Origin of the sequence: Pseudomyxococcus flavus, assembly GCF_050038885.1 — a bacterium.
Taxonomy (GTDB): Bacteria; Myxococcota; Myxococcia; order Myxococcales; family Myxococcaceae; genus Myxococcus; species Myxococcus flavus.
In genome coordinates this window covers 7,953,793-7,967,222 of the sequence record NZ_CP143624.1, presented here as the reverse complement: position 1 = coordinate 7,967,222, position 13,430 = coordinate 7,953,793, and the positions used below count along the sequence as shown (strand labels likewise).

Genomic DNA, 13,430 nt, shown 5'->3' with positions numbered 1-13,430 from the left:
GCCCGACACCCGACGTGGGCGCCGGCCCGGGGCCGCTCGAAACACGAACGTGACGGACCGCCCTACCCCGGGCCGCCGCCGTGGCCCTGCTTGGTCTCGTCGGCGAAGAAGATGTCCTTGATGGTCAGCTTCGTCACCTCGCGGTTCATCACCGCGATGGACGTGACGAGCGGAATCTCCTTCGGGCAGACCTTTACGCAGTTCTGCGCCTTGCCGCAGTCCTGCACGCCGCCGGGCCCCATGAGCGCGCGCACGCGCTCCTCGGAGTTCAGCTTGCCCGTGGGGTTCATGTTGAACAGGCGGGCCTGGCTGATGGCCGCCGCGCCGACGAAGTCGTTCTCCTGCGTCACCTGGGGGCACGCCTCCAGGCAGCTGCCGCAGGTGATGCACGTGGACAGCACGTACATCACCGACTGGTCCTTGGGGGACTGGCGCGGGCCGGGGCCCAGGTTGTGCGTGCCGTCGACGGGCACCCAGCCCTTGATGCGCTTGAGCGCGTCGAACATGCGGTCGCGGTTCACCGTGAGGTCACGCACCACGGGGAACTTGCTCATGGGCTCGAGCGTGATCGGCTGCTCCAGCTTGTCGATCAGCGCCGAGCAGGCCATGCGCACGCGACCATTGATGTTCATGGCGCAGCTGCCGCAGACCTCCTCGAGGCAGGCGGCGTCCCAGATCACCGGGGCCACCTTCTTGCCCTCCACGGTGACGGGGTTGCGCTGAATCTCCATCAGGCACGAGATGACGTTGGCGCCCTTCACATAGGGGACCTTGAACTCATCGAAGTGGCCTGGCTTCGCCGGGTCGTCCTGCCGCCAGATGCGGAAGGTGACCGTCTTGGTGGTGACAGCGGATGCCTGTGCAGTGTCCATGTCGCTCGACCCTTCACTTCCAAATCAGTTGAGGCGGCGCCGTGATACGGCGTGGCGCCGCCAGATTCGTTCCCGACTCAGGCGTACCAGCGCGGCTCGGGGTCCAGCACGGGCGTGGGGATGGGCTCGTAGTGGATCTTCGGACCGGCCTCGCTGTACGTCGCGATGGTCGTCTTGGCCCACTTCTCGTGGCGCTGCTTCCACAGGCTCATCCACTCCGGATCCTGCGTCGGGTCCTTCGTCTTGGGCTCGGGCAGCGAGAAGTCCGGCTTGTAGTGGGCGCCGCGGCTCTCGTCGCGCAGCAGCGCGCTGGTGGCGATGACCTCGCCCAGCTCGAACATGTTCCACAGCTGGTTGGTGTACGACAGCGCGCGGTTGGCCACGTTGCCCGTGTCCAGCACGTTGACGTTCTTCCAGCGCTCCTTGAGCTCGCGGATCTTCTCGATCGTCTTCTTCAGGCGGTCGTTGTAGCGGACGACGGTGCAGTTCTCCGTCATCGTCTCGCCCAGCTCCTTGGCGAGCGCGTACGGGTTCTCCGTGCCGTTCATCTTCAGGATGCCGTTGAACCGGTCCTGCCAGTACTGCTTCGCCGCCTGGAAGTGCTTCTCCGGCATCGCCGCCGCGCTGGTGGACTGGCTCTTGGCGAAGGACGCCATGGCCGGGCCACCGATCATGCCCGAGTAGATGCACGATAGGAGCGAGTTGGCGCCCAGGCGGTTCGCGCCGTGGAAGGCGTAGTCCGCCTCGCCCGCGGCGTAGAGGCCGGGGATGGTGGTGGACTGGTTCTTCGGGCTGCCCTCCAGCGGGGTGTTCTCCTTGTTCGGCTCGAACTGCACGTACAGGCCGCCCATGGAGTAGTGCATGCCCGGGAAGATGACCATCGGCGTGACGCGCGGGTCGTCTCCCACGAACTTCTCGTAGATCTCCATCACGCCCTTGATCTTGGCGTCGAGCGTCTTGGCCGGGATGTGCGTGACGTCCAGGTACACGCCGTCACGCCCGTTGATGCCCATGCCCAGGTCGCGGCAGACCATGAAGATCTCGCGCGTGGCCACGTCGCGGGGCACCAGGTTCTTGTACTTGGGGTACTTCTCCTCGAGGAAGTACCAGCGCTCGCTCTCCGGAATCTGCTGGGGAGCACGCGTGTCGCCCTTCTTGCGCGGCACCCACACGCGGCCGCCCTCGCCGCGGACGGACTCGCTCATCAGGCGCAGCTTGTCCTCACCCGGGATGGAGGTCGGGTGCACCTGGATGAACTCGCCGTTGGCGTAGAGGGCGCCCTCCATGTAGGCGCGGCCCGCGGCGGTGCCGGTGTTGATGATGGAGTTGGTGGAGCGCCCGAAGACGATACCCGGACCACCCGTGGCCAGGCAGACGGCCTCGGCCGGGAAGGTGCGGATCTCCATGGTGCGCAGGTCGACCGCCACGCTGCCGATGCAGCGCCCGGTGTCGTCCTTCACCGTGCCGAGCCACTCCCAGTACTCGTACTTGGTGACCTTGCCCTCGGCCTCGTAGCGGCGCACCTGCTCGTCCAGCGCGTACAGCAACTGCTGGCCGGTGGTGGCGCCGGCGAAGGCCGTGCGGTGGTGCAGCGTGCCGCCGAACCGGCGGAAGTCGAGCAGACCTTCCGGCGTGCGGTTGAACGTCACGCCCATGCGGTCCAGCAGGTAGATGATGCCGGGCGCGGCGTAGCACATGCCCTTCACGGACACCTGCTCCGCGAGGAAGTCGCCGCCGCGCAGCGTGTCCTTCACGTGGATGTCCGGGTGGTCACCCTCGCCCTTGGTGTTCACCGCGCCGTTGATGCCGCCCTGGGCACAAACCGAGTGGGAACGCTTCACCGGGACGAGCGAGAGCACATCCACCTGGTGACCCGCCTCCGCGAGCTTGATTGTCGTCATCAGCCCGGCGAGACCGCCGCCCACCACCGTGAACCGCGCTGCTGCTGCCATCATCGTCTCCTTGACTGCCGGACGCCGGACACTGCTCCCGTGAGCCGGCCCGCCAGGTGGCGCGCCAGGGCCCGGACATCCCGTGCGAGTTCTACAGGGTAGTTAACTTGGTGAAAACGCGCTGCAACGATGGCGTCCGGGGCAATTAGCCCGCGTCATCCACAGCATCAGGCACAGGGCCCGCCGGGTTTCCCCAGCGGGCCACATGTGGCTGTCCAGCGACTACAGCTTGACGGAGTCGACCGTCTTCTTGACCGACTGGAAGGACTTCTCCAGCTCGGCCTTCTCACCGTCGTTCAGCTCGACGGTGATGACCTTCTCCACGCCGCCCGCGCCGATCTGCACGGGGACGCCGAAGAAGTAGCCGTTGATGCCGTACTGGCCCTCCAGCAGGGCCGCGGCCGGCAGGACGCGCTTGCGGTCCAGCAGGTAGCTCTCCGCCATGGCGATGGCGGAGGCCGCGGGGCCGAAGTAGGCGCTGCCCGTCTTGTACAGGCCCACCAGCTCCGCGCCGCCGTTCCGGGTGCGCTGGATGATGGCGTCCAGCTTGTCCTTGGCGATCAGCTCCGTCAATGGCACGCCGCCCACCGTGCTGTGGCGGACGAGCGGGACCATGTCGTCGCCGTGGCCGCCCAGCACCAGGGCCTCCACGTCGCGGATGGAGGAGCCCAGCGCCTCGGCGACGAAGCACTTGAAGCGGCTGGTGTCCAGCACGCCGGCCATGCCCGCCACCATGTGCTTGGGCAGCCCGGAGATCTTGTGGAGCGCGTACACCATCGCGTCCAGCGGGTTGGCCACGTTGATGACGAAGGCGTTGGGGGCGTGCTGCTTGATGTTGCCCGCCACGTCCTTCATGATCTTCAGGTTGATGTCGAGCAGGTCCTCGCGGGACATGCCCGGCTTCCGCGGCACGCCGGCCGTGATGATGATCACGTCCGAGCCCGCCACGTCCTTCCAATCCGTGGAGCCCGTCACGCGGCAGTCATAGCCGTCGACCGCGGACAGCTGGTTGATGTCCAGCGCCTTGCCCTTGACCAGGCCCTCGGCCGCCGGGATGTCGAAGAGCACCACGTCACCGAGCGACTTCTGCACGGCGAGCAGCGCCAGGTTGCCGCCGATCTGACCGCCGCCGATGAGGCTGATCTTCTTCTTGCCATTCTGAGCCATGGATTCGCTTCTCCTTGGGTCCCCGTCAGGGGACTACATGTTCTTGATGATGGCCTGCCCGAACTCGGAGCACTTCACCTCGGTCACCCCGCTCTGCCCCTCCTGCTTCATCAGGCGGGCGAAGTCGTAGGTCACCGTCTTGCTGGCAATCGCGCGGTCCATGCCCTGGATCATCAGGTCCGCCGCCTCGTGCCAGCCCAGGTGCCGGAACATCATCTCACCGGAGAGGATGACCGAACCCGGGTTCACCTTGTCCTGATCCGCGTACTTCGGCGCGGTGCCGTGCGTGGCCTCGAACACGGCGTGGCCGGTGACGTAGTTGATGTTGCCGCCCGGCGCGATGCCGATGCCGCCCACCTGCGCCGCCAGCGCGTCCGACAGGTAGTCACCGTTGAGGTTCAGCGTGGCGATGACGTCGAACTCGTCCGGACGGGTGAGGACCTGCTGCAGGGTGATGTCCGCGATGGAGTCCTTGATCAGGATCTTCCCGGCGGCCAGCGCGGCCTTCTGCTCGGCGTTGGCGGCGTCCTCGCCCTTGGCGGCCTTGGTGGCCTCCCACTGGTCCCAGGTGTAGACCTTGTCACCGAACTCCCTGGCCGCCAGCTCGTAGCCCCACTTGCGGAAGGCGCCCTCGGTGAACTTCATGATGTTGCCCTTGTGGACCAGCGTGACGCTCTTGCGCTTGTGGTCCACGGCGTACTGGATGGCGGCGCGGATCAGCCGGCCGCTGCCCTCCAGCGACACCGGCTTCACGCCCAGGCCCACGTTGGAGGGGAAGCGGATCTTCCCGAACTCCTTCGGGAACTCCTGCTTCAGCAGGCCCAGGAACTTCTCCGCCGCGGGCGTGCCCGCCTCGAACTCGATGCCGGCGTAGATGTCCTCCGTGTTCTCACGGAAGATGGTCATGTCGACCTTCTCCGGCGTCTTCACGGGGCTGGGCACGCCCTTGAAGTAGCGCACGGGGCGCAGGCAGACGTACAGGTCCAGGAGCTGGCGCAGCGCCACGTTCAGCGAGCGGATGCCGCCGCCCACCGGCGTCGTCAGGGGGCCCTTGATGCCGACCAGGTAGGTGCGGAAGGCCTCGACCGTCTCGTCGGGAAGCCAGTTGTTGACCTGCTTGAAGGACTTCTCGCCGGCCAGCACCTCGTACCAGGCGATCTTCTTCTTGCCCTTGTAGGCCTTCTCCACCGCTGCATCGAACACCGCCTGGGACGCACGCCAGATGTCGCGGCCGGTGCCATCGCCCTCGATGTAGGGGATGATCGGGTTGTCCGGGACGGACAGCTTGCCGCTCTGCAGGGAGATCTTCTCTCCGGACGACGGGGGCGCCATGGAATGACTCCTGAGAAGGTGTGACCGTGTAAGAATCGGCGCGGGATAGTCGAGAACCCGCTTCGGGACGTCAAGGAGTTTGGCCACACGCTCAGGTGGAACGACTTATCGGAGCCAGCGGCCAGGCGCGGAATAACGGCCCGCCCGGGCGCGCGCAGGGCACATGGCGCCGGCATTCCGGGCGCCCGAACGAAAAAAGAGGGCCAGGCCCGGGGGCCCGCCCTCTCCTTCCACCCTGACGGATCATTCACGGGCCCGCGTGCCCGTCGGCGTCACCAGCTCGACATGCCCGGTGCGGGCAACTCCACCGTGACGGTGAGGCCCCGCGCCGCGTCGCTCGCCACTGTCAGCGTCCCGCCGATGGCCTCCGTCAGCTCGCGGGCCCGCGCCAGCTTGCGGTGCAGCGGCCCCACCAGCATGGGCGACAGCGAGACGGCCTGGAGCTCCCGCGCCGAGAGCTGCACACCCGGGGTCTGGACCTGGAAGCGCGGCGGCAGGTCGCCGAAGTCATCCGCGGAATCCACCACCACGCGAGCGCCCTGCCCATCCACCGCGTCCGCCGCGTGTGCAACAAGCAGCAACACCACTTGCTGAAGCCGCCGGTGGCTGACGTGGGCGGGAACCGGATCCTCCGGCAGCTCCAGTGAGACCTGGACTCCACGCAGGCGCCGCGTCGCCGAGAGCAGCTCCACCGCACTGGCAACGACGTCCGCCACGTCCACCCGGAAGACGTCCGGCACGTCCACCAGCGCCAACCCCGCCGTGCGCTCCGGAAGCGGAGCCTGACGCTGCTCCGAAGTCGTTGCTCCTCCCACGGCGTTCACGACAGCGCTCATCCCGCTCACCTCCCGCTGGCTGTACGGAAAGAACTGTAACGGCCGTATCTGACGATCTCCATTTCACTACGAGAAAGTCCGCACACGCTGCCAGACTTATGACATTACAGCCGCGCGACATTCTGACCGTGGAAGTGCGTGTTCGGAGCATCGCTTCGCGAGAGTTGGAAACGGGCTGCTGTCATCTGCGACCCACGGACGTCAATTCCGCCAGCCAGAAAACAGCCTGACTGCACAAATCCGATTTGACTGTTCCTCCGGAATCCGTATGATGCGGACCTATAGCGATTCGCCGCCTAACGCAGGCCCGCTGGAGCAGGGAGGAGCTACTGTGCTTGCCATTTCGACGACTGCATCGAGCGTTCCTCAGCACCGGAGAAGGGGGCGCCTTGTCATGGAAGGGGGAAACCCGCCTTCCGACCGCCGGTCGGTTGAGTTCCGCAGTCGTGACGCGCTGTTCAACGTGATTCCGCTTCCGCCCGCCGAGGCGGCGCTGGACGATTCGGGCTACTCCCTCCATGGGACGGGCGCGGACGCCATCACCTGCGCCGTCGGGACGCCGGACGGCGTCATCGGCGTGGTGACGCGGCTGAGCCCCACGGTGGTGTGGGTGATGCCCCAGGGGCAGGTGGAGGCCTCCGAGCAGCGCACCCTGCCCGTCTATCTGAAGGGGTGTGGCGTGACGCTGGGGCCCATCCACGGCGCCTTCATCCGGACGGACGCGGAGACGGCTGGCGCCCCCGTGGGGCTGCAGCTGGTGAGCGTCTCCCTGGAGCAGGGCCGGCAGATTCTGTCGCTCCTGGCGGACGCGCTGAAGCGGGGCGTGGCGGAGCCCGCGGCCTCCGTCCTTCCGGTGCAGGACACCATCGACGAGGCCGAGCGCATCCGCGCCATCCTCATGGCCATCAGCACCGGCGGCAACAAGGGTGTGCTGCGCCGCATGGGCCGGACCATCCGCGTCGTCCTCCAGCGGCTCACGCCGGAGTCGCGTCACCTGGAGTGGCACGCCGAGGACCCGGACGTGGACTGGGGAGAGGGTCCCTACGACATCGACGTCATCGGCCACAACAGCGCGCACCGCATGAAGCTGGAGGTGGGCACGACGGACGGGCAGCGGCTGACCACGCGCATGCCGGACGTGCTCTTCCGCATCCGCCACCGCTGGCACCGCCGCATCCCGGCCCCCGAGGGCGTGCGCGTCACCTTCCACCACCCGCTGTGGCGGGAGCTGGGCGAGATGGAGCGCTCGGTGGTGGACCTGTCCTTCTCCGGCCTGTGCATCCGCTGCCGCCCCGAGGACCTGCTGTTCCCGGGCCTGCTGCCGCCCCTGCTCGAGATCCACACCCCGGACGGCCAGGCCATCAGCCTGCGCGGGGAGATCCGCTACGTCACCGGCGTGCGCGCGGACGGCACGGTGCTGTGTGGCCTGAGCGTGGCGCCCTACTCCTCTGATGAGGCGCGCTGGGTCCGCTACATCTCCCAGACGGCCAACCCGAACACCTGCACCACCGACCAGCAGCTCGAGGGACTCTGGGATGTCTTCACGCTCTCCGGCTTCTTCAGCCTGGCGGGCAAGGGCGCCGAGGCGTTCGAGCAGCTCAAGCAGGACTTCGCCCACATGGCGAAGCGGGCCGCGGAGATTCCGCAGCTCTTCTGCCAGGCCGTGTGGCCGTCGGAGCGCGGCCCCGAGGCGACGCTGTCCTCGATGAAGTCGTACCAGCACTCCTGGCTCATCCACCAGGTGGCGAAGCGCCCGGGCAAGCCCGCCGTCAAGGGGCTGGAGCCGGGCCGCATCATGCACGACCTGTACGTCCGCTGCTTCGAGCACCCGCAGAGCGACACGGACTTCCGCTGGTTCGTGGCCTATGCGGAGGGGCTCAACCCCTGGATTTCACGGGCGCACGTCCGCTACGCCGAGCGGTACATGGCCCTCGACCCGGACCTGGCCTACTCGCGCCAAGTCCACATGATGGACGTGTACACGTCCGAGATGACGGGCCGCTTGCACGAGGGCATCTCCATTGGCCCCGCCACGTCCGCCGAGCTGACGCTGCTCACGACGTACATCGCCCGCACGCGCCCCGGCTGCTACGTGGAGGCGCTCGACTTCTCGCGCGAGCGCATCGACATGCGCGCCGTCCGCAACCAGTGGAACAGCTTCGGCCTGGAGCGTGAGCGCGAGGTTCTGGTCGCGCGCCGCAACGGCGTGGCCGTGGCCGCCGCGGTCCTGGAGCTGGGCCAGCAGGGCATCAATCTCTACAGCCTGCTCGACATGGCACGGCTGTTCCCCCTGAGCGACGCGGGGCCGTCGACCTACGTCGCCTTGGTGGATGCGGCCCGCCGTTGGTACGCCGCCCGCCGCCGCCGCTCGTTCCACTTCCTCTGTGAGGACGAGGGCGGGCAGTACGTACAGGAAGCCGGCATCCACGCGGGGCCGGACCCGTACCTGTGGATCATCTCCGCGAAGCTGATCCCCGACTATCTCGAACACATCAGTGAAGTCTCCATCGGGCGTCGTAACGCGCCCAATACTCGCCAGGGGTAACACGAACATGAGCAAGCAACTCGTGGAGGAGCTGTACACCCATCACGTGACCGCGGTCCGTGAGCGCATCAAGACGGACCCCAAGCTGAAGGCGCTGCTGGACGAGAAGGCCGACCCCGCGCTCTTCGAGGCGTTCCTCATCACCTGGAACTCCCTGGGCGTCTACATGACGGAGCCGGTGGATGGCTGGATTCGCCGCGCCGGCGAGGCCACCGTCAAGGTGGGCCTGGACGACGTGGGCCAGAAGCTCATCGCCCACGCCAAGCACGAGGCCGGCCACCACCTGATGATGGTGGAAGACACCAAGCACCTGGTGGCCCGGTGGAACGAGCGCCGCAATCCCAAGCTGAACGCCGAGGAGCTGATGGCCCAGCCGCCGACGCAGGCGATGAAGGAGTACCGGGACATCCACGAGAACACCATCGTCGGGGAGATGCCGGCGGCGCAGGTGGCCATCGAGTACGAAATCGAGAGCCTGTCCACCATCATCGGCCCCCCGCTGCTCGAGCAGGCCAAGCGCGTCTGTGGCGAGGAGATCCTCGAGGGCATGTCCTTCCTGAAGGAGCACACCGAGATCGACGTGGGCCACACCGCGCTCAACGAGGTGATGCTGGGCAAGCTCCTGTCGCAGGTGCCGGACAAGGCGCCCATCATCGCGAAGACGGGCGCGGACGCGCTCGACATCTACCTGCGCTTCCTCGGTGACTGCGTGGATCGCGCCGGCAAGCTGGTCCAGGCCGCCGCGGCCTGAGTCGCACCGTCGCAACGTTGCAAGGCGCCCCGGCCCGGGCGCCCGCATTCCCATCCAGACACCTCCGCGCGCGCCGCTTCAGCCCGCCCGCCGGACCTCAGTGCCCTTGCGACGCGCCTGAGGACGGATGCGGCCCTTCAGCGAGCCCAGGAGGTGGCCCCGCTTCCCGCCACCGGAGACACCGAACACGTAGCGGTCCGGGCGGAGCACCACCAGGTCGGCCGCGTACTGGGAGAACCACGCCCCCAGTCGGCCTTCCAGGTCCACCACCGCGTCCGGTCTGCCGTCCCCCGCTCGCGCGGCGGGGGACACCCGCAGCCACCGTGCGCCCAGCTCGTCCACCAGCGCCTGGGCATCACGCTGCGTATCCTGGGACGCACCGGGCCGCGTGAGCACCACGAAGCCCTCGCCCAGGCAGTCATCCAGCAGCGCGGGTCCACCGTCCGGGCCTTCCACCCGGGGCTGCGGGAAGTAGGAGCCCTCGGGCACATCCCCCTTCTCGCGGCGGGCCCCCAGCATGAAGCCACGACGCAGTGGCATCTGCGGCTTCACCTTGTACTGACGGATGAAGTCCCCCGTCACCGGCAGCCGGTAGAGGATCTGGATCAGCGCGTTGCGCGCGCGGGCCGCCACCCGCCCTCCCGACATCATCACCCGACCCATGGCGTCCGAGCCGCGGATGATCTCCGCCACGTGGCCGCGCCGCTCTTCCTCGTAGCTGTCGAGCAGGTCCGCGTCCGCCGCGCCCGCGAGCACCCGCCCCAGCTTCCAGGACAGGTTCGCCGCGTCCCGCAGGCCCGCGCACAGGCCCTGCCCCAGGAACGGCGGCATCAGGTGGGCCGCATCCCCCAGGAGGAACACCCGCCCCACCCGCCACTTCTCGGACATACGGCTGTGGTACGAGAAGATCTTCACCGCGTCGACCTCCACCGCCGCCGGGTCCACGTAGTAGCTGATGATGCGCCGCACGTTGTCCATCTCGCGCGCCGCCTTCAGGTCCGCATCCGGCTCCAGGATGATGTCCATCCGGATTTCCGTGGCGGAGGTCCTCGCGATGAACCCCCGCCGCACGGGCCCGCACAGGTAGCTGGCAATCTCCGGCTCGGGCGAGGCCGTCTTCAGGTTGATGGCCAGCGAGTGCTCCAGCGCCGTGGTCCCCTCCAGCTTCAGGCCCAGCCGCCGGCGGATGGAGCTGTGCGAGCCGTCGCAGGCGAGCAGGTAACGCGCCCGCACGTTGACCGCGCGCTCCTCCCGCAGGCTCGTCACGCGAACGGTGATGCCCTCTTCGTCCTGGACGAAGGACTCCACCTCGTGGCCGAGCCACAGGTCCACGTGCGGATAGCGCTTCATCCCCTGCCGCAGCGCCGCCTCCATGCGAGGCTGCTCGAAGAAGGCCGCCGGGACATAGCCGAAGGGCCGGTCCAGCCCGAGGAAGTCCACCTCCGCCAGCGAGCGGAGCGAGTCATCCAGGTACTGCAGCCGCTTGCAGGGGAAGAAGCCCGGGCCGAGATTCCCCGCCAGACCCGCCGACTGGAAGATGCGCTGGCCCTCGTCATCCAGGCTGAAGGCGCGCGACTGGCCATGGGGCGTGGCTTCCCGCTCCACCACCAGCGTCCGAGCCCCCTGCTGCCCCAGGAGGTTCGCGGCCATCGCTCCGACCGGACCACAACCCACGATGATGACATCAACGGATTCCGGAGCCATCCATCCCTCTCGCTGTGAGCACACGTGCTGAGCTGCCTTTGTGGCGTCTCAATATCAAAACAACCGTTCAATCCTCTCGCAAGGAATGAGTCACAGGAAATTCCTGGCTGCCCCGGCGCAGCGCGGACGAGAATTACTCACGGGTCCTGGAATGCCCCGCTCCCCTCGGGAGCTGGCGTCATTCACAACCCTCCCTTGCGTTGTCTCTTCAACTCTTCAACGCATGAGGTGAAATTCCTTGCATGTCTGAGTTTTGACCTTGAGATTGAAAGGTTGCAGCCGTATCAGCAATGCCCCAGGACCACGCGCGGGGCTGGCGCAGGACTGTCCACGCCTCCCCTGACAGCGCAGGAATTGCGCGCCCCACCTCGCAGGGCAGGCGACCCTTCAGGTCTCCGACAGGCCGCAGTCGATTTGAAAGATGGCGACCAACTCCCGGCGTTGTGACGGCGACCCGTGTCGGGAAATCCCCAGTGACGCGCCGCTCCGACGCACGGCGTCGTGCTTTTCCCGATTTGAAGCGGTCGGATGCACCCGAACACTGCGGCGCGAAGGAGCACGCACATGGAATGGCTCGAGTTCTCTCGCTGGTCCCCGGAGGTGGAACAGCAACTGTCGATGCAGGCGGCCCGGCTGGGAGCCTCTGACCATCAGCGGGCCGCGGCCCACCACAGGCCTGGCGCTGGCGCCACGGTGTCGGCGACGTGCCGGCTGAGCACCGTGCTCCGGCAGTTCCCCCGCACCAACCCCTGGGGCCACCCCGTCTCCGAGAGCTGAGACACCCGCCAGGGCGAGGTGGCGGCGGAGGTCAGCGGAGGACGTGCTTCCGCAGCACCGTCCGCTCCACCTTGCCCATGGCATTGCGGGGTAGCGCGTCCAGCCAGACGAAGCGTGCGGGCACCTTGAAGCCCGCAAGCGACTGTCGGCTCCACGCGTCCAGCACTTCCGCGCCGGGCTGTTCCTGCCCCGGGCGCCGGACGACGAAGGCCACGGGTGTCTCGCCCCAGCGGTCGTCCGGGAAGCCCACCACCGCGGCCTCCTGCACTGCGGGGTGGTTGAGCAGCACCGCCTCGATTTCCGCCGGGTAGATGTTCTCCCCACCTCGCACGATGAGGTCCGTGCGGCGCGAGAGCACGGTGAGTCGCCCTCGCACATCCAGCACGCCCACGTCCTTCGTGCGCAGCCAGCCGTCCCGCAGCGCCTCCCGTGTGGCCTCGGGCCGCTGCCAGTACCCCGCCATCACCGTGGGCGAGCGCACCTCGATGTCACCTTCGACCCCGGGGCCGCAGACGTCCCCATCCGCACCGACGATTCGGACTTCGGTGCCCGGCAGCGGCGCGCCCGCCGTGCGGCCATCCGCTTCGTCCGGGCGCTCGGTCGTCACCTGGGAGCAGGCCTCCGTGAGCCCGTAGGTCTGGAGGGCCCGCAGGCCGGCGGCCCTCGCCCGGGCCAGGAGCGGCACCGGCACCGGGCCACCTCCAATCAACGCGAACGCGAAGGAGGGTGGCATTGGCCGGTCACCCCGGGCCTCCAGCACCCGCTCCAGCGTGGTGGCGACGAGGCTCGCGTGGGAGGCGCCCTCCGTGTCGATGGCCCGGTTCACCGCGTCCGCATCGAACCGCTCGTGGAGGATGAGGCAGCCCCCTTCGTACGCGGTCCGGGTGAGCATCGCGATGCCCCCCACGTGGAAGAGGGGCAGCGTGCCCAGCCAGCGCGGCGCAGCGTGCGCGCCCAGGTTGGCCGCGGAGCCGCGGGTCGAGGCGCGGAAGTTCCCCTCCGTCAGCACCGCGCCCTTCGGCCTGCCCGTCGTGCCGCTGGTGAAGAGCACCACCCGGGGGGATGTCGTCTCCAGAGGACGGCACGTGGCGGAGCCCATGGCCGCGGCATCCGCGAAGGACTCAAGCAATCTCGCCCCCGGAAGACGCGGCAGGAGCGGCTCCATCGCCAGCGTCAGGCTGGGACGAATGTCCTCCAGCATCGGCGCCAGCTCGGCGGCCGTGAGGCGGGCATTGAGCGGAACGAGCACCGCGCCCAGCCGACCCAGCGCCCAGAAAAGGAACACGGAGGCCGCGTGGTTCGTGGCCAGCGAGACGACCCGGTCCCCGGCGCCAATGCCGTGGGCTTCGAGCGCGGCGACCCACCGGGCCACGTCCGTATCCAATTCGGCGTAGGACCAGGCACGGCCGCCGAACGTCAGCGCCTCCGCGTCCGGATGGCTCCGGGCGCCTTCACGAATGGGACACGACAGGACTGGCATTGCATCACCTCGGA

The 13,430-nt window shown here is 68.0% G+C and carries 10 protein-coding genes; 3 read left to right on the top strand and 7 right to left on the bottom strand.

The window, feature by feature from the left end:
• Positions 1-62 precede the first annotated feature (62 nt).
• The 5 genes from sdhB to VZL07_RS33340 form a co-directional block, all read right to left on the bottom strand.
• Positions 63-872 (bottom strand): succinate dehydrogenase iron-sulfur subunit, encoded by an 810-nt coding sequence (gene sdhB, locus VZL07_RS33360; RefSeq protein WP_426751989.1) that lies wholly within the window; start codon positions 870-872, stop codon positions 63-65.
• Between the two features lie 77 nt (positions 873-949).
• Positions 950-2,824, bottom strand: a complete 1,875-nt coding sequence (sdhA, locus tag VZL07_RS33355; protein WP_426757424.1) for a succinate dehydrogenase flavoprotein subunit — start codon at positions 2,822-2,824, stop codon at positions 950-952.
• Positions 2,825-3,046: 222 nt separating this feature from the next.
• Positions 3,047-3,991: a malate dehydrogenase gene (mdh, locus tag VZL07_RS33350; RefSeq protein WP_426751988.1), complete on the bottom strand. Its 945-nt coding sequence runs from the start codon at positions 3,989-3,991 to the stop codon at positions 3,047-3,049.
• A gap of 33 nt (positions 3,992-4,024) precedes the next feature.
• On the bottom strand, positions 4,025-5,323 hold the full coding sequence (gene icd / locus VZL07_RS33345) for an NADP-dependent isocitrate dehydrogenase (RefSeq protein ID WP_426751987.1): 1,299 nt from the start codon (positions 5,321-5,323) through the stop codon (positions 4,025-4,027).
• Positions 5,324-5,595: 272 nt separating this feature from the next.
• Complete coding sequence (locus tag VZL07_RS33340; RefSeq protein ID WP_426751986.1) at positions 5,596-6,159, bottom strand: sensor histidine kinase; 564 nt, start codon at positions 6,157-6,159, stop codon at positions 5,596-5,598.
• Between the two features lie 394 nt (positions 6,160-6,553).
• Here VZL07_RS33340 and VZL07_RS33335 point away from each other — a divergent pair, with 394 nt between their 5' ends.
• Positions 6,554-8,704: a hypothetical protein gene (locus VZL07_RS33335; RefSeq protein WP_426751985.1), complete on the top strand. Its 2,151-nt coding sequence runs from the start codon at positions 6,554-6,556 to the stop codon at positions 8,702-8,704.
• 7 nt (positions 8,705-8,711) lie between these two features.
• Positions 8,712-9,455 (top strand): hypothetical protein, encoded by a 744-nt coding sequence (locus VZL07_RS33330; RefSeq protein WP_426751984.1) that lies wholly within the window; start codon positions 8,712-8,714, stop codon positions 9,453-9,455.
• Positions 9,456-9,533: 78 nt separating this feature from the next.
• On the opposite strand, the gene VZL07_RS33325 is transcribed toward VZL07_RS33330, so the two are convergent.
• Complete coding sequence (locus VZL07_RS33325) at positions 9,534-11,159, bottom strand: bifunctional 3-(3-hydroxy-phenyl)propionate/3-hydroxycinnamic acid hydroxylase (RefSeq protein WP_426751983.1); 1,626 nt, start codon at positions 11,157-11,159, stop codon at positions 9,534-9,536.
• A 564-nt stretch (positions 11,160-11,723) separates the two neighbouring features.
• Between VZL07_RS33325 and VZL07_RS33320 the strand changes: the two genes are divergently transcribed.
• On the top strand, positions 11,724-11,936 hold the full coding sequence (locus VZL07_RS33320; RefSeq protein ID WP_426751982.1) for a hypothetical protein: 213 nt from the start codon (positions 11,724-11,726) through the stop codon (positions 11,934-11,936).
• 31 nt (positions 11,937-11,967) lie between these two features.
• Here VZL07_RS33320 and menE read toward each other — a convergent pair whose 3' ends face one another.
• A complete protein-coding gene (gene menE, locus VZL07_RS33315) occupies positions 11,968-13,416 on the bottom strand; it encodes an o-succinylbenzoate--CoA ligase (RefSeq protein ID WP_426751981.1) in 1,449 nt (482 codons plus the stop codon).
• Between the last annotated feature and the right edge of the window lie 14 nt (positions 13,417-13,430).